The organism is Acidovorax sp. sic0104, from assembly GCF_019219095.1.
GTDB lineage: Bacteria > Pseudomonadota > Gammaproteobacteria > Burkholderiales > Burkholderiaceae_C > Acidovorax.
Genome location: NZ_JAHUWH010000029.1, coordinates 24,526 through 45,452, shown reverse-complemented (window position 1 = coordinate 45,452; position 20,927 = coordinate 24,526). Strand labels below are relative to the sequence as shown.

16 protein-coding genes are annotated in these 20,927 nt (G+C 67.8%); 5 read left to right on the top strand and 11 right to left on the bottom strand.

All coding sequences use genetic code 11. The features are described from left to right. From KW835_RS25880 to KW835_RS25870, 3 genes are all read right to left on the bottom strand, one after another. A partial coding sequence (locus KW835_RS25880) for a PAS domain-containing protein (RefSeq protein WP_255593967.1) occupies positions 1-2,074 on the bottom strand: 2,074 nt, incomplete at its 3' end. A 149-nt stretch (positions 2,075-2,223) separates the two neighbouring features. Beyond that, positions 2,224-5,214: an aconitate hydratase gene (locus KW835_RS25875; RefSeq protein WP_218387621.1), complete on the bottom strand. Its 2,991-nt coding sequence runs from the start codon at positions 5,212-5,214 to the stop codon at positions 2,224-2,226. Positions 5,215-5,422: 208 nt separating this feature from the next. Further along, complete coding sequence (locus KW835_RS25870; RefSeq protein WP_218387620.1) at positions 5,423-5,830, bottom strand: hypothetical protein; 408 nt, start codon at positions 5,828-5,830, stop codon at positions 5,423-5,425. Between the two features lie 122 nt (positions 5,831-5,952). Here KW835_RS25870 and KW835_RS25865 point away from each other — a divergent pair, with 122 nt between their 5' ends. Continuing rightward, entirely contained in the window at positions 5,953-6,834 is an 882-nt protein-coding gene (locus KW835_RS25865; protein WP_218387619.1) for a helix-turn-helix domain-containing protein, read from the top strand. Between the two features lie 297 nt (positions 6,835-7,131). Here the strand turns inward: KW835_RS25865 and KW835_RS25860 are convergent, their stop codons facing one another. Further along, positions 7,132-7,440, bottom strand: a complete 309-nt coding sequence (locus KW835_RS25860) for an H-NS family nucleoid-associated regulatory protein (protein WP_218387618.1) — start codon at positions 7,438-7,440, stop codon at positions 7,132-7,134. A gap of 388 nt (positions 7,441-7,828) precedes the next feature. On the opposite strand from KW835_RS25860, the gene KW835_RS25855 reads away from it, so the two are divergent. Then, the gene (locus KW835_RS25855; protein ID WP_218387617.1) at positions 7,829-8,674 is read left to right on the top strand and encodes a symmetrical bis(5'-nucleosyl)-tetraphosphatase; all 846 of its coding nucleotides are present in this window, start codon (positions 7,829-7,831) and stop codon (positions 8,672-8,674) included. A 405-nt stretch (positions 8,675-9,079) separates the two neighbouring features. Here KW835_RS25855 and KW835_RS25850 read toward each other — a convergent pair whose 3' ends face one another. From KW835_RS25850 to KW835_RS25840, 3 genes are all read right to left on the bottom strand, one after another. Continuing rightward, complete coding sequence (locus tag KW835_RS25850) at positions 9,080-10,585, bottom strand: DEAD/DEAH box helicase (protein ID WP_218387616.1); 1,506 nt, start codon at positions 10,583-10,585, stop codon at positions 9,080-9,082. A gap of 163 nt (positions 10,586-10,748) precedes the next feature. After that, the gene (locus KW835_RS25845; RefSeq protein WP_255593966.1) at positions 10,749-12,947 is read right to left on the bottom strand and encodes a SulP family inorganic anion transporter; all 2,199 of its coding nucleotides are present in this window, start codon (positions 12,945-12,947) and stop codon (positions 10,749-10,751) included. A gap of 83 nt (positions 12,948-13,030) precedes the next feature. Then, on the bottom strand, positions 13,031-13,915 hold the full coding sequence (locus KW835_RS25840; protein ID WP_218387615.1) for a neutral zinc metallopeptidase: 885 nt from the start codon (positions 13,913-13,915) through the stop codon (positions 13,031-13,033). A gap of 121 nt (positions 13,916-14,036) precedes the next feature. Between KW835_RS25840 and pcp the strand changes: the two genes are divergently transcribed. The 3 genes from pcp (at position 14,037) to KW835_RS25825 (ending at position 17,523) form a co-directional block, all read left to right on the top strand. Beyond that, positions 14,037-14,714, top strand: coding sequence for a pyroglutamyl-peptidase I (gene pcp, locus KW835_RS25835; protein ID WP_218387614.1), 678 nt, complete (start codon positions 14,037-14,039; stop codon positions 14,712-14,714). A 125-nt stretch (positions 14,715-14,839) separates the two neighbouring features. Beyond that, positions 14,840-15,829 (top strand): delta(1)-pyrroline-2-carboxylate reductase family protein, encoded by a 990-nt coding sequence (locus KW835_RS25830; protein ID WP_255593965.1) that lies wholly within the window; start codon positions 14,840-14,842, stop codon positions 15,827-15,829. Next, a complete protein-coding gene (locus tag KW835_RS25825) occupies positions 15,826-17,523 on the top strand; it encodes a diguanylate cyclase (RefSeq protein WP_218387613.1) in 1,698 nt (565 codons plus the stop codon). The genes KW835_RS25830 and KW835_RS25825 overlap by 4 nt, the downstream gene beginning before the upstream one ends. Before the next feature lie 56 nt (positions 17,524-17,579). Here the strand turns inward: KW835_RS25825 and KW835_RS25820 are convergent, their stop codons facing one another. The 4 genes from KW835_RS25820 to guaD all read right to left on the bottom strand — a co-directional run bounded on the left by KW835_RS25820 (position 17,580) and on the right by guaD (position 20,876). Then, positions 17,580-17,963 carry a hypothetical protein gene (locus tag KW835_RS25820; RefSeq protein ID WP_218387612.1) on the bottom strand — a complete coding sequence of 128 codons (384 nt, stop codon included), beginning with the start codon at positions 17,961-17,963 and terminating at the stop codon, positions 17,580-17,582. Between the two features lie 183 nt (positions 17,964-18,146). After that, a complete protein-coding gene (gene dcd, locus KW835_RS25815; RefSeq protein WP_056416191.1) occupies positions 18,147-18,719 on the bottom strand; it encodes a dCTP deaminase in 573 nt (190 codons plus the stop codon). A gap of 166 nt (positions 18,720-18,885) precedes the next feature. Next, entirely contained in the window at positions 18,886-19,404 is a 519-nt protein-coding gene (locus tag KW835_RS25810) for a hypothetical protein (protein WP_218387611.1), read from the bottom strand. A gap of 170 nt (positions 19,405-19,574) precedes the next feature. Further along, complete coding sequence (gene guaD, locus KW835_RS25805) at positions 19,575-20,876, bottom strand: guanine deaminase (protein WP_218387610.1); 1,302 nt, start codon at positions 20,874-20,876, stop codon at positions 19,575-19,577. Positions 20,877-20,927: the final 51 nt, after the last annotated feature.

Here is a 20,927-nt window from a genome sequence, read left to right as displayed (position 1 = left end):
GCTGGCAGGCCGCGATGGAACGCTGCAGGCGATCGAGCAGCAGGCGGCGGTTGGGCAGACCGGTCAGCGCATCGTAGAACGCCAGGCGCTCGATCTCCTGCTCTGCGCGCTTGCGGTCCGTGATGTCGCGGCACACGCCCAGCACGCCGGTCACACGGCCGTGCAGGTCGCGGATCGGCGTCTTGATGGTCTCGAACTGACCCTGGTACCCATCTTCGGCAAAGGTGAGCGTTTCCTCATACACCAGCGGCTGCCAGGCCTGCATGGCGCGCTGGTCGTACTTGCGAAAGCGCTCGGCCTCCGAGGCCGGGACCAAGTCGAAGTCGTTGCGCCCCACGATCTGGCGCTCGCGCAGTCCCGCAAAGCGCTCGAATACGGGATTGACCGAGAGGTACACGCCTTGCGCATCCTTGAGGAACACCATGTCGGGCATGGCATTGACCACGCGCGCCAGGTGCGCCTTCTGCTGGGCGAGTTCGGTCTCGATGCGCTTGAGCTCGGTCAGGTCATAGGCGAAAACCACCACGGCAGACACCCCCTGCTGGGCAACGGCCTCGGGGGCGATGGTCGTGTGGCGGTACTGGGGGCCGTCGGGCGCGTCAACGCGGTTCTCGAACACCGCCGTCTCGCCCGCGAAGGCCTTGTCGAAGTGCGGCTGCATGCGCGCCATCAGTTCGGGGGGCAGCACGTCCTTGAGCAACTGCCCCTGCAGCTGCGCAGGCTGGGTGCGCAGCCAGCGCGCCTGCTGCTCGTTCACGTAGAGCACACGCAGGTCCTTGTCCAGCCGCGCCACGCCGCCGGGTACCTGCCGCAGCATGTTGGCCATCAAGGCCTCGTGTGCATGGGCCGCCTCTTCGGCGAGGTGGTGCGCGGTGATGTCGGTCTGAACGCCGTCCCACATCACGCGGCCGTCGTCCAGAAGGCGTGGCGATGCGCTCAGGTGCATCCAGCGCAACTGGCCGTCGGCGCGACGGATGCGAAAGACCATGTCCAGGCTGGTCATGGTGAGGAAGGACGCGCGCTCCATCTGCCGCAAGCGCTTGAGATCTTCCGGGAGGATCTGGCGGTACACCCGCAGCGGGTCGCGCAGGGCTTCCTGCGCGGTCACGCCATGCAGCCGCTCCAGCGCCTCGCCCACATGGACGAAACGGGTGCGGCCGTCCAGCTCGCGCACCACTTGGTAAAGCACGCTGTGCGGCAGGTTGCGCCCCAGCAGCGACAGGCGGCTTTCACTCTCGCGCAGGCGGCGCTCGGCCTCCTGCACGCGGGCAAACGGCAGGCGAATTCCGGCGTTGAACACCGCCTGGTACAGCAGGGCATAGGCCACGACCCTCAGGCCATGCGCCAGCGGACCGCCCACGGGGGAGTGGCCGCCCAGCACCGCCACAACGACCTCGCCGCACAGGAACGCGAAAGCCGCCCAGGCATACACCCGCTCGCGGGGCTGTGCCCGGCGCCGTGCCCCCTGATGGAACCAGAACGCGGCCACGGCCAACGCGACGACCAGAGCGCAAGCCAGGTAGCGCCGCAACCCCCCGTCAGCGGCCGACGCGAACCACGCTGGCAGCGGGCCGAGCGATGAGCCCACCAGCAGGAGCGCCAGGGCGCCCGCCCCCGCCAGCCAGACCTTGGCAGGGCCTGGGGCGGACACCTGGCGGGCCATGAGCAGCAGCGTGATGGCCTCGGCCAGCCGCGCCCAACTGCTGAGCCACAGCGAGATGTCCGAGGTGGCCGACGGCATGTGTACAGGCGTGGAGTGCGCCAGCACGCCATGCAGGAAGTTGCAGGCCGCCGCCACGCCGAACCCGACCGCCAGCACATTGGCGCGGCCCTGGCCGGGTGCTTCGAGCGTGTGCAGCGAGACCGACACCACCAGAAGGCCCAGCAGCACGGCCATCAGTTCCATGAAGGGCTCCAGCCCGTGCTGCGCGCCGGCCCCCTCGCCCAGCACCTGCGCCAGCGGCACCACGGCCAGTGCCAGCACAGCCACGACGAGCACCACCGTGGCGGCAGGCGCATCGGTCGGCAGCGGCAGGCGCGCCCTGGTGGGGCGTTGGTCAAGCGGGGGCGGCATGGACAGGGAATGTGGCGTGCGTATTTCTACAAAGTTCTACATCACGTCACAAGTGTATCTATGAGTAAGACACTCGGGATCCTTGCGGCCGCCTTTGCCTGTCGGGCGTGTGCGGCGCTGCGACCGACAAGGGCGCAGCGGCCTGGCCCTCAACCCTGCAGCAGTTGGCGCAACACGAACGGCAGGATGCCGCCCGCCTGGTAGTAGTCGACTTCGATCGGCGTGTCGATGCGCAGCGTGACCATGACCTCTTCGCGCGAGCCATCGGCGCGGCGGATCACCAGTTGCGCGTCGCTCTGCGGGGCGAGCGCTGGATCGGGCACGACGTCGATCTCTTCATTGCCCGTCAGGCCCAGGGTCTCCCAGGACTGCCCCGCCTTGAACTGCAGCGGCAGCACGCCCATGCCCACCAGGTTGGAGCGGTGGATGCGCTCGAAGCTGCGCGCCACCACGGCCTTGATGCCCAGCAACTGCGTCCCTTTGGCCGCCCAGTCGCGGCTGGAGCCGGTGCCGTACTCCTCGCCGGCGAAGATCACCGTGGGCGTCTTCTGTGCGATGTACTGCATGGCGGCGTCGAAGATGAACATCTTCTCGCCCTGCAGCGGACCTTCGTTCTGGAACAGGGTCACGCCGCCCTCCTCGCGCGAGCCGTCGGCGCCGGGCGGGATCATGAGGTTCTTGATGCGCACGTTGGCAAAGGTGCCGCGCATCATCACATCGTGGTTGCCGCGCCGCGCGCCATAGCTGTTGAAGTCGGTCTTCTGCACGCCGTTGAGCTGCAGCCACTGCCCTGCGGGCGAGGTGGCCTTGATGGAGCCTGCGGGCGAGATGTGGTCGGTGGTGATGGAGTCGCCGAACAGCGCCATGATGCGTGCCCCCAGCACGGACGGCAGCGGGGCACTCTTTTGGCCTCCGGCAACCGATGGGCTTGCGCCGACAGCTTCATTTTCTATAGCAAACTGCGCAAAGAAGGGCGGCTCGGCGATGTAGGTGCTGGCAGGCCAGGTGTAGGTGGTGCCGGAGACGCCCCGAATCTTCTCCCACAGCTTGCCGGGCTCGGAGGCCACCTTGGCGTAGTTCTCGCGGAAGGCCTTGCCGTTCATCGCGAACTTCATCAGCTGGTGGATCTCTTCGCTGGTGGGCCAGATGTCGCCCAGGTAGATATCGCGCCCGCCCTTGCCCTTGCCCACGGGTTCGGTCATCAGGTCCTTGAGCACGGTGCCGGCGATGGCGTAGGCCACCACCAGCGGCGGGCTGGCCAGGAAGTTCGCCTTGAGGTTGGGGTGGATGCGCGCCTCAAAGTTGCGGTTGCCGGACAGAACGGCCGCGCACACCAGGTCGTTGCTGGTGATCACATCGTTGAGTTCGGGCGTGAGGTCGCCCGCATTGCCGATGCAGGTGGTGCAGCCATAGCCCGCGAGCGCAAAGCCCAGCTTTTCCAGATAGGGCAGCAGGCCGGTCTGGGTGAGGTACTCGGTGACGATGCGCGAGCCCGGTGCGAGCGAGGTCTTGATGTGCGGCTTGACCTTGAGCCCCGCCTCCACCGCCTTCTTGGCCAGCAGGCCTGCCGCCAGCAGCACACTGGGGTTGCTGGTGTTGGTGCAGCTGGTGATGGCGGCGATCAGCACGTCGCCGTTGCCGATCGTCACATCGCCGCTCTGGCTGGCCTGCTGCGCGGGCACCTCGGCGCGCGCGGCGGCCAGCGTGGGCTTGTTGTGCTCCATCTCCACCAGAAAGCGCGGCCCGCCCGAAGGCGCCGGCTTCTCTGCCGGCGCCACGGGCTCCGCCGGCGCATCGGCGGGGCGCACATGGTGGCGCGTGTGCAGCAGCTCGGCCGGGCGGTTGAAGCCGTTGCCGGCGGCGGGCTTGCTGAACAAATCGGCGAACTGGCGGCTGACCTGACCCAGCTCGATGCGGTCCTGCGGGCGCTTGGGACCGGCCAGGCTGGGGGTGACGTCGCCCAGGTTCAGGCGCACGACCTGCGAGTAGTCGATCTCTCCCGCGAGCGGCACGCCGAAAAGGCCCTGCGCGCGGAAGTACGCCTCGAAGGCTTCGATCTCGGCCTTGGTGCGGCCCGTGCCCTGGAAGTAGTCGATGGTCTTCTCATCGACCGGGAAGAACCCCATGGTGGCGCCGTACTCGGGCGCCATGTTGCCGATGGTGGCACGGTCGGGCAGCGACAGGGTGCGCGTGCCCTCGCCGAAGAACTCGACAAACTTGCCCACCACCTTGTGCTGGCGCAGGATCTCGGTGACCGTGAGCACCAGGTCGGTGGCGGTCACGCCCTCGCGCAGCTGGCCCGTGAGTTCGAAGCCCACCACGTCGGGCGTGAGGAAATACACCGGCTGGCCCAGCATGGCGGCCTCGGCCTCGATGCCGCCCACGCCCCAGCCCACCACGCCGATCCCGTTGATCATGGTGGTGTGGCTGTCGGTGCCCACCAGGGTGTCGGGATAGTGGACGCCCTCTTGCGTCTTGTGCACGCCGCGCGCCAGGTACTCCAGGTTCACCTGGTGCACGATGCCGAACCCCGGAGGCACCACGCCGAAGGTGTCGAAGGCCTGCATGCCCCATTTCATGAACTCGTAGCGCTCGCGGTTGCGCTGGAACTCGAGCTTCATGTTCAGGTCGAGCGAATTCTTCTTGCCGTAGTAGTCGATCATGATCGAGTGGTCCACCACCAGGTCCACCGGCACCAGCGGCTCGATCTTCTTGGGATTCTTGCCCAGCCGCGCGGCCACGCTGCGCATGGCGGCCAGGTCGGCCAGCAGCGGCACGCCGGTGAAGTCCTGCAGCACCACACGCGAGACAACGAAGGGGATCTCGTCCTTGCGCTCGGCATTCGGCGCCCAGTGCGCCAGCTGGTGCACATGCTCGGCCGTCACCTTGCGGCCATCGCAGTTGCGCAGCACCGATTCAAGCACGATGCGCAGGGACACGGGCAGGCGGCTGACCTGCGGGAACTGCTTGGCCAGCGCTGGCAGCGAATAGAACCTGCCCTCCTTGCCTGATGCCGTGGTAAAGCTCTTGAGCGTGCTGGCAAACGCGTGGCGTGGCGGGGTGGGGGAAGCGGAGCGGCCCGTGGGGCGGCTGGCGGGGCGGAACGTCGAGGTGGCTGGCGGCTTGGGCGATGAGGCCATGGCGAACTCCTGTTTTTTTACGCAACAGGTCTATTCTGTCAGCCCCACGTGACGGTGCAATCGTGGGGGCTTGCCCGAGCAGCGCGGCGGGACCGCACCGGCCCATGGCGTGCCCCTCTACTCCCCCGACTTCAAGCAAAAATAGCCGCCACCGCTTTCTGGCAAAGCGCCGACAGCTATATATTTAATAGCAACCGAATAGTGTGCACTATGCAGCAGCCCAGGTCGACAGGCGGCGCATACCCCACCACTGCAGCTCGGCCAGCATGGCCACGGACACCACATGCACCAGCAAGTAGGCCTGACCGAGCAGCGTCGGTGCCAGTGTGGAGCCCAGCAGCAGCCCCAGGCTGGCCAGCGCCCAGGCGAAGTTGCCCACGATCAGCACCCACAGCCAGCCACGGGGCATGGGCTCGGACCGCGCAATCGCCGTGGCCAGCGCGGCGTACACCAGCAGCATTGCGCCAGTGGCCTGCAGCAGCCCTGCGGGCAGACCCAGCCATTCGGCCAACTGCGCCGTGAGCAGCAGGTGCAAGGCGCCGAGCAGGACACCTGTGAAAGCATCGAACCAGACCACGGCACGCAGGAATCGGGGGGAGGACAGCAGGTTGAACATGGAAGGCTCCTTGGCGGGTTGAAAAAATGAAGAACAGGCCTCCATCGTTCCCGGCATGACACACACCGTCGATGACCTGGCAGGTAATGGCCTGCGCGCCGTTTCAACCTAGGATGTGCCCCATGACCTCCCCCTCCATTCCATCGCACCGCACTCCCCGCCCCGCCCTGCCCCACCGCTCGGCGCCAGCGGGGCCCGCGGGGCCCGCGTCATTCGGCGACCACCTGCGCACGTGGCGCCAGCAGCGCCACCTGAGCCAGCTGGAACTGGCCGACGAGGCGGACATTTCCACACGGCATGTGAGCTTCATGGAAACCGGGCGCACCAACCCCAGCCGGGACATGGTGCTGCGCCTGTGCGAGCGCCTGGCGGTGCCCCTGCGGGAGCGCAACGCCTTGCTGGTGGCGGCCGGCTACGCGCCCATGTACCGCGAACGCGCTCTGGACGACCCAGCCCTGGCGGCGGCCCGCCAGGCGGTCGAGCTGGTGCTCAAAGGCCACGAGCCCTGTCCAGCCATTGCGCTGGACCGCTGCTGGAACGTCGTGGCCGCCAACCGCGCAGCCCAGACACTGCTGGCAGACCATGTGGCGCCCGAGTTGCTGGCGCCGCCGATCAACGTCTTTCGCCTCAGCCTGCACCCCGACGGGCTCGCGGCGCGCATCGCCAACCTGGCTCAGTGGCGCGCCCACCTGTTCGAACGGCTGCGCCAGCAGATCCATGCCACGGCCGATCCGGCGCTGATCGCGCTGCAGGCGGAGTTGCTCGAATATCCCGAGCCCGCGGGGGCCCAAACCACCGTGCTGCCCGGTGAAATGCTGGGCGTGGTAATGCCGTTCTGCTTTGAAAGCCGCCACGGCATGCTCTCCCTCATCAGCACCACCACGATATTCGGAACGCCGGTCGATGTGACTTTGCAGGAACTGGCCGTGGAGTCGTTCTTTCCGGCGGACGATTTCACGGCGCAGGTGCTGCGCGGGATGGCTGCGCAAAACAAGCCGGATTGAATCGCGCAGGCCATTGCCACACCGCACGCCAGGCGAAGTTCCACAAAACCCGGCGTACAACGACAAGGGTTTCCACCTAATTATCGGCAACACGCTCGACCCAACGGTGCCGGCTTTTGCAAAGTACTCCACACGACTGCAGGCGTGGACAACCCGTGCCGCGAGAACCTGGCTTTGAAAACTGCGGCTTTCAGCAAATCAGCATGCACCATCAAGGGGATTAACAGACCATAAAAAAGGCCCGCGTGCAGCGGGCTTTTTTACCATCCGGAATACGCTCACTGCGCCAGACCTGAATCAGATTGCAAACTTGTCACGGTTTTCGTTCTGGATCCACTTGGGAGCCTTGCCACGGCCTGTCCAGGTTTCACCGGTGGCTGGGTTGCGGTACTTGGGTGCCACCTTGGTGCCAGCCGTAGAGCTGCGGGCCCCACCCTTGCCAGCGCCCCGGCCGGAAGGGAACACGTCCTGCGCCGTCAGGCCATATTCAGCCACCAGCGAACGCACCTGGGCCACAGCGCTCGACAATTCGCTGCGTCGCGCTTCGTTGATTTGCTGTTCGAGGGCTTCGCGTTGCTTCAGGAGTTCTTTGTAGCTGGTAGTCATGGTGTCAGGATTTGGGAGTAAGGGTGAATGACAGGCGCGATTATAGGAATATTTTCTGCTGCACGGTTCACCGCGCCCCAAAGATCCTATTTTTCAATGTCGGATTAAACCGCACAGCATTTGTAGGACAGGTCCCACTATCACCGTGCGGATGGCCGGACCGCCGCGTGCGATGCCTTTTGTGAACCAGGGGCGCACTGCGTGTAAATAGTGAATATCGGTCCGGTGAAAGCTGCACACCTGTTGTGCTGCATCGCTCACGGCTTTCGCGGCAATCGGCGACCGATGCAAATTGCCCACACATAAGGGCGCTGGCCGGTGCACATATGCGTACGGCAGAGCCTGGAATCCACCGAGAATCACCGCCTTCCATCACAAGAATTCCACCATGGCGCTTTACTGCATCGGCGATATCCAGGGCTGCGACAGCGCACTGGGCCGCCTGCTCGACGAGATTGGGTTTTCTGCCAGCCGCGACACCGTGTATCTGCTGGGCGACCTGGTCAACCGCGGACCCGACTCGGCCGCCGTGCTGCGCCGCTGCATCGCAAATGACGGCGCCCTGCGCAGCCTGCTGGGCAACCACGACCTTCATCTGCTGGCTGCTGCCCACGGGGTGCGCAAGCCATCGAAACGCGACACGCTGGCCACCGTGCTGGAGGCCAGCGACCGCGATGCTCTTTTGCGGTGGGTATGCGAACAGCCACTGGCCCTCGCGCACGAGCACGCGGGCGAGCGGCTGCTGATGGTGCATGCGGGCGTGCTGCCCGCATGGTCCGCCGCCGACACGCTGGCGCGCGCCGACGAAATAGCGGCCGTGCTGCGCGGGCCCGGCCTGCCCCACTTCCTGCAGGCGATGTACGGCAACACCCCCGACCGGTGGGACGACAGCCTCGCGGGCGAGGACCGCCTGCGCGTGATCGTGAACGCCCTCACGCGGCTGCGCTTTTGCTCGCCGCAGGGCGCCATGGATTTCGAAAGCAGCGAGAGCGCAAGCGCCGCGCCCGACGGCCTGTTGCCCTGGTTCGAGGCACCAGGCCGCCGCACCGCAGGCACGTTGATCGCGTTCGGCCACTGGTCCACCCTGGGCGGGCTCAATCGCAGCGACCTGCTCGGGCTCGATACGGGCTGCGTGTGGGGGGGCTGCCTGAGCGCGGTACGCTTTGGCGCCACGCTGGCCGACCGCGAACTGCTGCAGGTGCACTGCGAGCAGGCCCAGGCGCCCGGCGCCTGAAGACGCCTACCGCGGGCGTCTCAGGACAACACCAAAGGCTCCAGCAGTGCCTGCAGCCCGACGACTACCGCACCTACTGCGGTGCCGCGCTGGATGCCCAGGCGCCGGGCGCTGCGTGCCTGGGCGGCTCTTCGGCACGGCCCAGGAGGCCCCGCGGAACGCGGCCGCAGTCCACGACCCGCTGCCGGGCCGCCAAGCGTGCGTGGTGGCACTCACTGCCCCTGACCAACGACCCTGCGTCCTGCCGCCCGCTCCAAGCGGCGAGCCGGGCCGCAGCGCGGGCCACGCCGGGCATGCTTGACCTGGCGCGACCGGCAAGACAAGGCACGCGCTACAAAAAACATAGCCGCCAGCACCCATGCATCGGGCGGTGGCAGCTATCTTGGTGCTGGCAGGAAGCAGCGGTTACTGGGTCGATGTTTCGGGCGAGACGGCCTTGAACAACGCGGCGACCTTGCGCTTGGGCTTGATGTTGGCAGACACGCTGCTGCGCGGCGCCGACTTGGCGGCTTCCCAGGCGGGGGCGGCATCGACACCGGCGCTGGCTTCGTAGGGCTTCTCGAAGAACGGGTCGCGGGAGACAGCGGCTGGGCGGAAGCCCCGGTGCTGTTCGCGCGTTTCCCGGGACTCGCGCCCACCCCGGAAATCACCACGCTCACGCTCCCGTTCGCGGCGCGGGCCGGACGAGATGGCGTCGCGCCCATCGCCGGTCTCGCCGGCTTCGCGCCAGGCGCGGCGGCCGTCGTTGATGCGGCCACGGGGCTGGTCTTCGTCGTACTCGACGGCTTCGAGGTCGATCTTCTTCTTGATCAGCTTCTCGATGTCGGCCACCAGGCGGGCATCGCTGCCCGAGACCAGGGTCACCGCCAGACCGGACGCGCCCGCACGGCCCGTGCGGCCGATGCGGTGCACGTAGTCTTCGGCGTTGAAGGGCACATCGAAGTTGAACACCGCGGGCACGTCCTTGATGTCAAGGCCGCGAGCGGCCACATCGGTGCACACCAGCAGGTCGACTTCGCCCTTTTTGAAAGCCTCCAGGGCCTTCAGGCGCTCGTCCTGGCTCTTGTCGCCGTGCAGGGCCGCGGTCTTGAGGCCTTCGCGCTCCAGGCTGCGGGCCAGGCGCGCGCAGCCAAGCTTGCTGTTCACGAAGATGAAGGCCTGCTTGATGCCCCGGGTCTTGAGGACCTGGTGGATGGCGCGGCGCTTGTCGTCGTCATTGGCGCTGTAGAAGCGCTGCTCCACCGTGGAGGCCGTCTCGTTGGGGCGAGCCACCTCGATGGTGATCGGGTTTTGCAGGTAGCTGCCGGCCAGGCGCTTGATCTCGGGCGAGAACGTTGCGCTGAACAGCAGCGTGGTGCGGGTCTTGGGCAAGTAGGACAGGATGCGCTGCAGGTCGGGCAAAAAGCCGATGTCCAGCATGCGGTCGGCCTCGTCGAGCACCACGTACTCGACCTGGTTGAGCACCGCGTTCTTGGCCTCGATGTGGTCGAGCAGACGGCCCGGCGTGGCCACCAGCACCTCCACACCTTTTTTGAGCTCCAGCGTCTGGGGCTTCATGTCCATGCCGCCGAACACCACGGTGCTGCGCAGCTTGGTGTGCTTGGCGTACAGAGCGATCTGCTGCGCGACCTGGTCGGCCAGTTCACGCGTGGGCAGAAGCACCAGGGCGCGCACGGGGTGGCGTGCGGGCGACGTGGAGCTGTTCTCGTGCTTGAGCAGGCGCTGCAGCAGGGGCAGCGAAAAGGCCGCCGTCTTGCCGGTGCCGGTCTGGGCGGCGCCCATCACGTCTTGCCCCGTGAGCACGACCGGAATGGCCTGCTCCTGGATGGGCGTCATGGACTCGTAGCCCATTTCGGCCACGGCACGCGCCAGCGGCTCGGCCAGCGATAGATTGGAAAAGGAACTTGTCATTTAGCCCTCTATTGTCGCATCGACAGGCCAAAAAGCCATTTTTCGGCGCAGCGCCGTACCACATCTGCTCCGCGCAACCGGGCACACGACACCTTGCAGCTATGATTTTGATAGCTGACAACGCTTTCTCAGCAAGCAAACAAAGGCATTTTCATTCCAAAACCTACTCCAGTACGGCCCGCAACTGGCGTGTGGTCACGGCCAGGCGGCGGGCCCCAACCATGGCGAGGTTATTCATCACCCTGAGCGCAGCCTCGGGGTATTGCCGGGCCCAGTGGTCGAAATCGTCGCGGGACAGCCGCACGAGTTGCGCCGGCCGCCGCTCGGCCCCGGCGCTGGCAGTGCGCGCCGCACCATTGAGAAATGCCATCTCCCCAAACGCCATTCCAGGCCCCACCGTTGCCAGGCGCAAGCCCTTCTCGGGCGGCCACTGGGTGACCAGCGTGATGTGGCCGGACTGCACCACCAGCAGGTCCCGGTCGCTGTCGCCCGCGTTGAAGACCACGCCGCGGGCAGGCACGGACAGGGGCGTGAGCAAGGCCTGGAGCGCCGCGCCCGCCTCGCGCCCCACGCCCTCCCCGATCTCGCCCAGCAGATCGCGCTCGGTGTGCGCAGGGCGCTGCTCGAGCGGGCGCTGCAGCAGGATGCCGGCCTCGGCCCATTCCAGCGCCCGGTCCAGGTCGGCAAAACTGCGCACAGGTTCGCCTGCATGCTCGGCGGCCAGCGGGTCGAGCCCCGCCACGGCAGCGGACACGCCCTGCTGGGCCAGGTCGCGCACCAGCGCACGCAGTTGGGCCAGCGCCGTGCTGTCCCAGGCGGGCACCCGCGCCGCATCCAGAATGACCCAGCGGTGGCGCGGCTGCAGCAGCATGCGGACCTGCTCGGCCAGGTGCGCGGCCACGCCGAACGACATCACGCCCTGCAGCTCGAACACCGCAACCTGGTTCATGCGCGGCACGAGCCAGGTGTCCGAGCCGGCTCGCCGCAGCCGGCGCGAGCGCAGCTCGCCATCCAGCCGCACGTGCCGCAGCACCTTGGCCGCCGAATCGTGCAGCAGCACGAAGGTGGCCACCACCAGGCCAGCCACCAGCGCGCCCACGCCGCCCATCACTGCAAACACCAGCGCCACCAGCCAGCTCTGCGCCCAGGTCACGCGCGAGCTTCTGGCATAGCGCAGCGACCACATCAGCCCTGGCACCTGCAGCAGGCCCGCCAGCACCAGGCCACCGGCCAGGCAAGCCATGGGCACCCAGTGCAGCCACCAGGCACCGGTAACCGCCACACCCAGCATGATGGCGGCGTGCCATCGCGGTGCGTCCTTCGATCCTCCGGCCTGCACCAGCACGATGCGCGAGCGCGACGCGCTGGTGGACGCCGGGATCATCCCCGCCAGGCCGCACAGCACGCCCAGCAGGCTCTCACGGCGCAGTGCCTGGTTGGCGTTGCCGCGAAGGCCATGGTCCAGCTCCAGCTCCTGGTGGAAGACCATGATCTCCAGGCTGTTGACCAGCGCCATGAGCAGCGCGAGCACCACCAGCGCCGAACCGTGCTTGCGCGCCAGCGCCATCCAGGGAATGCCCGTCCAGTCGGGCCACAGCGGGCCTTCGAACGGGCTCGCCTGCACCGCAGGGGCGAACACGTCGCCCAGCCCCGCGCCCCATGCGCCCGCCAGCGCCACTGCCAGTGCCACCAGCACCACAGCCGTCAGCAGCCCCGGCGCGCGCGGCCAACGCCAGCGCAAAGTCCAGGCCAGCGCCACCACGGCCAGGGCCGCCAGCGCATGCCAGAGCGTTCGGGCGTCCCACAGAGCGTCCACGCCGGCGCCGAAACCGTTGCGCACCTGGCCCACCACCATCGACAAACCCACGCCGGCCGCAAAGCCATGCGTGACGGAAATCGGCAAGAAGCGCGCCACCGACGCCAGCCGCAGCACGCCCAGCAGCCACTGGAAGACGAAGGCCAGCGCCACCGTGGCGCCGCTGACCGCCAGCACCTGGCGCGCGCTCAAGCCCAGGCCCGGGGCCGCGCCGTGGGCCGTCGCCAGCACGGCAGCGAACAGCAGGGCCACCACCGTGGTGGGCGCGTAGACCACGCCGGGGCGCGGCACCACCAGCGTCAGCAGCAAGCCGGGCAATGCGGCCGACCACAAGGCCAGCGCTGCCAGCGAGTGGTCCCCCGCCAGCGGAGCAAAGGCCAGAAGGCCCAGGCCGACTGCATGCGGCACGGTGACGGCCGCCGCCGACCACGCCGCCGCCGCACCAGAGGTCTGCGGCGCGGAGGGCTCCGGCTCCAGCATGTTCCAGCCCGTGGACGCGGCGGGGAGGGCCTGCTCGGGCCGGGGCTGCTGCGGGGTGGACGACATGGAGGTGCCGCTGTGCGCGCCGAAAGTTCTGTGCTGCCCGTGGGGTGCGGATCAGGCCAAGCCCGCGTGGTGCCAGCGCCGGGCTACAGACTGCGGGCCGTGAAGGTGTCGCACGCCTTCACGCTGCCGTTCTGCAGGCCGTTGTTGAACCAGCGCTGGCGCTGGGCGCTGGTGCCGTGGGTGAAGCTTTCGGGCACCACCGCACCGCCACTGGAACGCTGCAGCGCGTCGTCGCCGATCTTGGCCGCAGCGTTCATGGCCTCCTCCACGTCGCCCTGCTCCAGGATCTGGCGGGCATTCTGCGCATGGTGGGCCCACACTCCGGCAAAGCAGTCGGCCTGCAACTCCAGGCGCACCGACAGCTGGTTGTACTCCGTCTTGCTCACCCGGCCGCGCATCTGGTCCACCTTGCCGCTGATGCCCAGCTGGTTCTGAACATGGTGGCCCACCTCGTGGGCGATCACGTAGGCCTGGGCAAAGTCGCCCGGCGCGCCCAGCCTGTTCTTCAGGGTTTCATAAAAGCCCAGGTCGATGTACACCTTCTGGTCGGCCGGGCAGTAGAAAGGCCCCATGGCCGCCTGGCCCGTGCCGCAGGCCGTGGGCGTGGCGCCACGGAACAGCACAAGGCGCGGGTTCTGGTACTGGCCGCCGCCCTGGCGGAACACGGCCTGCCAGACGTCCTCGGTGTCGGCCAGCACGGTGGACACAAAACGCGCCATGGTGTCGTCTGCCGGCGGACGATGCGCCGGTCCTTGTTGCTGCTGGACCTGGGCGGGCGGCCCGCCGCCGCTGAGCAGCCCCAGGATGGTGAGCGGGTTGATCCCCAGAACCCAGCCGCCCACCAGGGCGATGACGATGGTGCCGATGCCGATGCTGCGCCCGCCGAAGATAGGCGAGCCGCCCCCACCGCCGCCCTCGTCCCGGCGGTCTTCCACGTTGTCCGATTCGCGATTGCCTTCCCACCTCATGCCAATCTCCAGCGCCCTCCCCCCGGGGACGGCATGTCCACGATATTACGCGCCATGCGGGACGCCCCGGCACGGATTACGATGCCCGTCCCACCTCCCGCTGCCGCGCCGGCCCCATCCCATGTACCACCACCCCTCCCACTACGCGCTGCCCGGCGAACGGGTGATCCTGCTCACGGGGTTCGACCCCTTCGGCGGCGATGCGCACAACCCCAGCTGGCTCATCGCCCAGGCGCTGGACGGTCAGCGTATCGGCGGACACCGGGTGGTCTCGGCCCAGTTGCCCACGGTGTTCGGCCGGTCCCTGCATGATCTGTCTGTGCTGGTGCAAGCGCACCACCCCGCAATGGTGGTGTGCCTGGGCCAGGCGGGCGGACGCCCTGGTCTCTCCATGGAACGGGTGGGCATCAACATCGACGACGCGCGCATCCCCGACAACACGGGCGCGCAGCCCGTCGACACGCCCGTGGCGCCCGGCGGGCCGGCGGCGTACTTCGCCAGCCTGCCCGTCAAGGCCATGCTGCGCGGCGTGCAGCGCGCCAACGTGCCCTGCGAGGTATCACAGACGGCAGGCACCTTCGTCTGCAACCATGTGCTGTACGGGCTGATGCACCTGCTGGCCACGCGCCCCGGCGGCCCCCAGGGCGTGCGCGGCGGCTTCGTGCACGTGCCGTGGCTGCCCAGCCAGGGCACTCCCCACCTGCCCCTGCGCGACATGGTGCGGGGCGTGCACGCAGCCCTGTGGGCCGCCGTGCTGGCACGCGAGGACATCGCGCTGGGCGCGGGCGCCACACACTGATGCCCGGCATCCACGGCGCCCAGGCCGAGCCCATGGCCGCGTTCCATGGCCCGGCGTGCCTGTCAATGCCCCCACTGGGACTTGCCCGCCCCCCGGGCACGGCAGGGCCTGTGTACATTTCCACCATGCTTTCTTCGCACTGCCCGCAGCCCCCCCGCATGCTGGACGCCGCAGCCACGGCCACGTTGCTGCCCTGGACCGCGCTGGCCGACGAGATCGCCGCCGTGCTGCGCGATGCATCTGTGCGGGTGCCCGCCCGCAGCGTCATGCCGCTGCCCCAGGGCGGCACCCTGTTCGTGATGCCGGCGACCGACAGTCTGGTGGCGATGACCAAGCTCATCACCCTCACACCCGCCAACGCGGGAACGCCGCGCCCCACGATCCAGGGCGACGTGGTGGTGTTCGACGTGTCCACCGGAGAGCGCCGGCTGGTGCTCGACGGCCCCACCATCACCGCGCGGCGAACGGCCGCTGCCTCGCTGCTGGCCGCACGGCACCTGGCGCAGGAGCCGCAGGGGCCGCTGCTCATCGTAGGTGCCGGCGTGCAGGGCCTCGCTCACCTGGAAGCTTTCGTGCATGGCCTGGGCGTGCGGGACGTGCGCGTGGCCTCGCGCAGCGCGGCCAGCGCCGAAGCCCTGGTCCAACACGGCCGCGCGCTGGGCGTCAAAGCGACCGTGGTGGCCGATGCCCACACCCAGGTGCGCCACTGCCCCCTGATCGTGACCTGCACGCCCGCCCACAGCGTGGTGCTGGACACGCCGCCGCTGGCCGACGCGTTCGTGGCGGCCGTTGGGGCCTACACACCGACGATGGCGGAGCTGTCGCCCACGCTGTGCCGCCACATCGCGCAACACGGCCACGTCGTCGTCGACACCCCCGATGCACGCCACGAAGCAGGCGACCTGCTGCAGGCAGGCCTGGACGTGAGTGCGATGCCCACGCTGCGCGACGTGCTGGAGGGCCCGCGCATCCAGCGCACGGGGCCGGTACTCTTCAAGAGCTGTGGCTGGGCAGGGTGGGACCTGGCCGCCGCGCGGCTCGCGGTGCGTGCGCAGGATGTGCGGGGTGCCGGCACCACCGCGGGCGCCCCGCATTCCCAGTGGGCCACGCCGTGAGGGTGCGGCGCTTCTCCGATCTCAGCCTGCGCTCGCAGATCGCGCTGGTGTTCGGCACCATCGTGGTCGCCCTGGCCGCGCTGCTGTCGCTGGGATTTGGCGAACTGATCAAGGTACGCAACGAACGGGACGCCGGAGCCGCCTTGATGATGGTGGCTGAAAACGCTGGCAAGCTGCTGGCCAACGGCCTGCTGGAGCGCAGCCGCGAGGCCGAGGTGCTGGCGGCCGCAGAAGTCGTCTGGGTCAAGGGACTGGACGCGCCCGAAGCCCATCACATGCTGGCGCGCAGCCAGGCCGCCCAGCCCAACAGCGTGTGGATCGGCGTGGCCGACGCGCAGGGCGTGGTGCGCAACGCAACTGGCGGGCTGCTGGTGAACCAGAGCGTGCTGGAACGCCCGTGGTTCAAGGCCGGCATCGAGAGGGTCTACGTGGGTGATGTGCACCCCGCCAAACTGCTCGAAAAATTGCTACCGCCCCAGCCGTCAGGCGACCCGTACCGGTTCGTGGACTTTGCGGCGCCAATCCGCATCGGTCCCACCACCGTGGGCGTGCTGGGCATCCACGGCAGCTGGGAGTGGACCGGCGAGGTCATCGAGAGCCTCACGCCCGCGCCCACCGAAGAGACGGCCTTGGAGTTGTTCGTTTTCGACCGCGAGGGCCAGCTGATCTACGCACCCAATGGCCAGACACAGGCCTTGCAGGCCGCCGGGCAGACGCTGCCCAAGCCGCCCGTCACCGCGCGCGGCGGCGTCAACGACGGCACGCATCCCGCCGTGGTGAGATGGATGGACGGGCGCGAGTACCTGACCGCGATGACGCCCATGCAGCCTCGCAACACGGCCAGCGACCTGGGCTGGCGCATCGTGGCCCGCGAACCGGTCGAGCTGGCATTCGCCGAAGCTGGACGCACCGTGCGCCTGGCACTGGTCATCGGTCTCAGCGCGGCGGTGGTGGCCTCGCTCCTGGCCTGGCTCGCCGCGCGGCGCCTGAGCGACGACCTGTATGCGCTGGCCGATGCCGCCACGGCAGTGGAGGCCGAAACCCCCGGCACCCGCATCCCGCAGACCCGCAGCAGCCGCGAGGTGCGCAAGCTTTCAGGAGCACTGCGCCGCATGACGCACCACCTGCTGGCGGCACGCGAGGCCATGGAAGAAAAGGTGCGGCTGCGCACGCTGGAACTGGAAGCCGCCAACCGCGCGCTCGACCTGCAGGCCCGAACGGATGCGTTGACCGGGCTGCTCAACCGCCGTGGCTTCGAGACCCAGATGGCCTTTGCCGTGGCGCTGGCCCGGCGCAGCGGCCGGCCGCTGAGCATCATCACGGTGGACGTGGACCACTTCAAGCGCGTGAACGACACCTACGGACACGAGGCCGGGGACGAGGTGCTGCGACGCCTGGCGCGCACGCTGGAAGTAAGGCTGCGCACCTCGGATGTGGTGGCACGGCTTGGAGGCGAGGAGTTCGTGGCCCTGCTCCCCGACACGGACCTGGCGGGCGCCAAAGCCATCGCGCAGACGCTGGTGATTGCGATGGATGAGCAGCACGATCCGGTGGTCGGGCACATCACGGTGAGTGCCGGGGTTGCGTCCATGCAGGGACTGCATGACGAAGGATCCGATATGCTGCGACGGGCGGACGCGGCGCTCTACACCGCCAAAGGCCAAGGCCGCAACCAGGTCTGCGTGGAGAGCTGAGCAGCGACTTGGGCTGCTTCTCGTGCAGTCACCACCGCCCGCCGCCCTCACTGGGCTCACACCAGCAGCAGGTGCCCGCGACCTTCCTCGTCCAGCTCGGCCGCCACACGGCAGCCTTCGGGAGCGGCGGCATCGAAGTAGACCTGCAGCCGGGCCGCGAGCGCGACCAAGCTCTCATCATGCGAGTCATAGGCGGCATCCAGCCGGCTCTGGGCGTAGGGCCGATGGCCCAGCATCATGTCGGTATTGACGCAATGGCCCGCGGCGGCCATCTTGAGCACGAAGATGTTCAGCAGATCGCAGGGCCAGTAGGTGGCGTGGTGCGGCAGGCTGACAAACGCTGCGGCGCGGCGCGGCGAGGCAAACGATTCGCCGTGAGAGGCGGGAAAATCAGCACCCCGGTTTTGCACGGGTGCCGAAGGTGCGGCAAAAGTCAGCATGGGGGAGCTCCTCTTTGTCTTGCCACCAGAACCACCTGGAGGCTTGACACCATGCTAGAAACCTTACTTGCGCTTGCACTTCAGCCGGATGGCTGCGCCCGTGTAGGACGCGAACGGGCCCTACAGCCCGCCGACGGCTGAGCGCGCCACAGTGCGGTCGCGGCCCGCAGCCCGGGCCCTGCGTCAGGCCTTGGGTAGCGTCACACCCACCTGTCCCTGGTACTTGCCACCGCGGTCGCGGTAGCTGACCTCGCAGACATCGTCCTTGTCGCTCTCGAAGAACAGCACCTGGGCGCAGCCTTCTCCGGCGTAGATGCGGGCCGGCAGCGGCGTGGTATTGCTGAACTCCAGCGTCACGTAGCCTTCCCATTCGGGCTCGAAGGGGGTGACGTTCACGATGATGCCGCAACGGGCGTAGGTGCTTTTGCCCAGGCAGATGGTCAGCACGTTGCGCGGAATGCGGAAGTATTCCACCGTGCGCGCCAGCGCGAAGCTGTTGGGCGGGATGATGCAGCTGTCGCCGTGAAAGTCCACGAAGCTCTTTTCATCGAAGTTCTTCGGGTCCACCACGGTGCTGTGGATATTGGTGAAGACCTTGAATTCTGGCGCGCAGCGAATGTCGTAGCCGTAGCTGCTGGTGCCGTAGCTGATGATCTTGCGGCCTTCGGCCTCGCGCACCTGGCCGGGCTCGAACGGCTCGATCATGCCGTGCTCGGCGGCCATGCGGCGGATCCATTTGTCGCTCTTGATGCTCATCGGTCAACTCCCTGCGCAGTGGCCCGGGCGCTCGACACACAACGGCGAACGACAGGGCGCTATGAAATATGTAGCTGGTAGCGCTTGATCATCAAGCGCGAGAGGCATATTTTGCTTGAGAAAAGGCCTCCAAGCTGCCACCAGCCCGGCGCAAGAGCGACAAGGGTCAGGGTTGAGCAAATTCCACCGAGGTAATTGTGTCCCTGGACCCCTCCTGGTTCAGAAAAAACAGCTTGCCGCCTGCGACCTCGAAGGCACTGCAATGGACGGCGGAGAAACGGTAGTAATCGCGGCACAAACGACCGTCAACGAACTTCCAGCTCTTGCCATTGTTGGTGCCGCCTTCCAGGCCCGCGTCCAGTTTGCCACCGGGTTTGAAATGTGCAAAAAACTTCCTGCCCGACTGACCACCGGTCAACAGGACCTTGGTGACTTGACCCTCTTTGAAGAAATGCGCCTTCGCTTCGGCCTCTGTCAGGATACGGTCGGGACCGCAAGGAAGCCATTGCGGCGCTCCCGGCGCAGCCAGGCAGGGCGCTGAGATGGGCGCTGCGGCCGCAACGGGTGCCTCGACCGCGCCTTGCGCCCAAGAGGCCACCGGTGCAAGGCAAGCCAGGCCCAGCAGGCGTGCCGCCAATGCAGACGCGGGCAGTATGTGCAGTTTGATGTGAAAGCGGCAGTACATGGTGATCTCCTCATGGGGTGGAAACAGACGGCGTGAGCGAAGAGCCCAGGCCTCAAAGTTGTCACCCAACAATTTGACACACCTTTTCCGCATTGACATCCCCCAAATGTGGGATGGCAGCATGAGGCCAAGCGGGTTCAGGAACTGCGCCGGCGCGATCCGGACACTCGTCAGAGGGGGCCGCCGCCCAACTGCCATTGGCCGATGACGGTCTGCTCCACCAGCCGGTCATCGCCCAGCACGATCAGCGCAAACAATAGCTCATCCAGGTTGCGCGCCTGCGCTGTCTTGCGCTCCAGCAGCGGCGTGGCGCGGGGGTTGAGCACCACGAAGTCCGCCTCGCAGCCCGGCTGCAGGTTGCCCACCACGCCTGCCAGGCCCAGCGCCTGGGCCGCGCCTGCCGTGTGCTGCCACCACAGCTGCTGGGGCGACAGGCTCAGGCCCTGCTTGCTCTGCCCTTCCCGGCCCACGCAGTACGCCGCCAGCATGGTGTGGAACGGGCTGAAGCTGGTGCCCCCTCCCACGTCGCTGGCCAGGCCGTAGCCAAAGCCCACGCGGTCCGCGCCCGCATAGTCGAAAAAGCCGCTGCCCAGGAAGAGGTTGCTGGTGGGGCTGACGGCCGCCACCGTGCCGGTCGCGCGCATCAATGCGCGGTCGTCGTCGTCGAAGTGGATGCAGTGGGCATAGACCGCACGCTCGCGCATCAGTCCGAAATCGTCGTACACGGCCAGATAGCTGCGCGACGCGGGGAACAGCTCGCGGGCCCAGCGGATCTCGTCCAGGTTCTCGGCCACGTGCGACTGGATCCACACGTCGGGATAGCGCGCGGCCAGCTCGCCCGCGCCGCGCAGCTGCTCGGGCGTGCTGGTGGGTGCAAAGCGCGGCGTGATGGCATAGCCCAGGCGGTCCACGCCGTGCCAGCGGCGGATCAGGGCTTCGGTGTCTATCAGGCTCTGCAGTGTGTCGTCGCGCACGCCGTCGGGCGAATGGCGGTCCTGCAGCACCTTGCCGGTGATCAGGCGCATCTGGCGGCGCTGCGCCTCGGTGAACAGCGCGTCCACGCTGGCCGGGTGCGAGGTGGCGAACGTCAGCGCCGTGGTCACCCCGTTGCGCAGCAACTCGTCCACGAAGAAGCCCGCCACCTGCGTGCCGTAGGCCGGGTCGACAAAGCGGGACTCGTGCGGGAAGGTGTAGTCCTCCAGCCAGGGCAGCAGGCCTGGCGCGGGCGAGCCGATCACATCGGTCTGCGGAAAGTGGATGTGCATGTCCACAAAGCCCGGAGCCAGGATGCGACCCGGCAGATGCGTGACGGAATGGCCAGCGTACTGGTGGGCCAGCGCCTGCCAGGCACCGGCGGCCACCACGCGCTGGCGCCCCTGGGCATCCGGGCCGACGGCCAGCAGGCCGTCTTCGTCGTACAGGGCCGATCCATCGTCGGCAAAGCGCAAAAGGGCAGAACGGTATACGTGCATGGGGCGCTAGCTTAGCGGCGGCTCGGTCCGGGCGCATACGCTGCATGCAAT

What these genes read in the sequence shown, in the direction of transcription:
- KW835_RS25875 (WP_218387621.1), bottom strand. Translation starts at nt 5,214, where the DNA reads ATGGCCTCATCGCCCAAGCCGCCAGCCACCTCGACGTTCCGCCCCGCC.
- KW835_RS25870 (WP_218387620.1), bottom strand. Translation starts at nt 5,830, where the DNA reads ATGTTCAACCTGCTGTCCTCCCCCCGATTCCTGCGTGCCGTGGTCTGG.
- KW835_RS25865 (WP_218387619.1), top strand. Translation starts at nt 5,953, where the DNA reads ATGACCTCCCCCTCCATTCCATCGCACCGCACTCCCCGCCCCGCCCTG.
- KW835_RS25860 (WP_218387618.1), bottom strand. Translation starts at nt 7,440, where the DNA reads ATGACTACCAGCTACAAAGAACTCCTGAAGCAACGCGAAGCCCTCGAA.
- KW835_RS25855 (WP_218387617.1), top strand. Translation starts at nt 7,829, where the DNA reads ATGGCGCTTTACTGCATCGGCGATATCCAGGGCTGCGACAGCGCACTG.
- KW835_RS25850 (WP_218387616.1), bottom strand. Translation starts at nt 10,585, where the DNA reads ATGACAAGTTCCTTTTCCAATCTATCGCTGGCCGAGCCGCTGGCGCGT.
- KW835_RS25845 (WP_255593966.1), bottom strand. Translation starts at nt 12,947, where the DNA reads ATGTCGTCCACCCCGCAGCAGCCCCGGCCCGAGCAGGCCCTCCCCGCC.
- KW835_RS25840 (WP_218387615.1), bottom strand. Translation starts at nt 13,915, where the DNA reads ATGAGGTGGGAAGGCAATCGCGAATCGGACAACGTGGAAGACCGCCGG.
- pcp (WP_218387614.1), top strand. Translation starts at nt 14,037, where the DNA reads ATGTACCACCACCCCTCCCACTACGCGCTGCCCGGCGAACGGGTGATC.
- KW835_RS25830 (WP_255593965.1), top strand. Translation starts at nt 14,840, where the DNA reads ATGCTTTCTTCGCACTGCCCGCAGCCCCCCCGCATGCTGGACGCCGCA.
- KW835_RS25820 (WP_218387612.1), bottom strand. Translation starts at nt 17,963, where the DNA reads ATGCTGACTTTTGCCGCACCTTCGGCACCCGTGCAAAACCGGGGTGCT.
- dcd (WP_056416191.1), bottom strand. Translation starts at nt 18,719, where the DNA reads ATGAGCATCAAGAGCGACAAATGGATCCGCCGCATGGCCGCCGAGCAC.
- KW835_RS25810 (WP_218387611.1), bottom strand. Translation starts at nt 19,404, where the DNA reads ATGTACTGCCGCTTTCACATCAAACTGCACATACTGCCCGCGTCTGCA.
- guaD (WP_218387610.1), bottom strand. Translation starts at nt 20,876, where the DNA reads ATGCACGTATACCGTTCTGCCCTTTTGCGCTTTGCCGACGATGGATCG.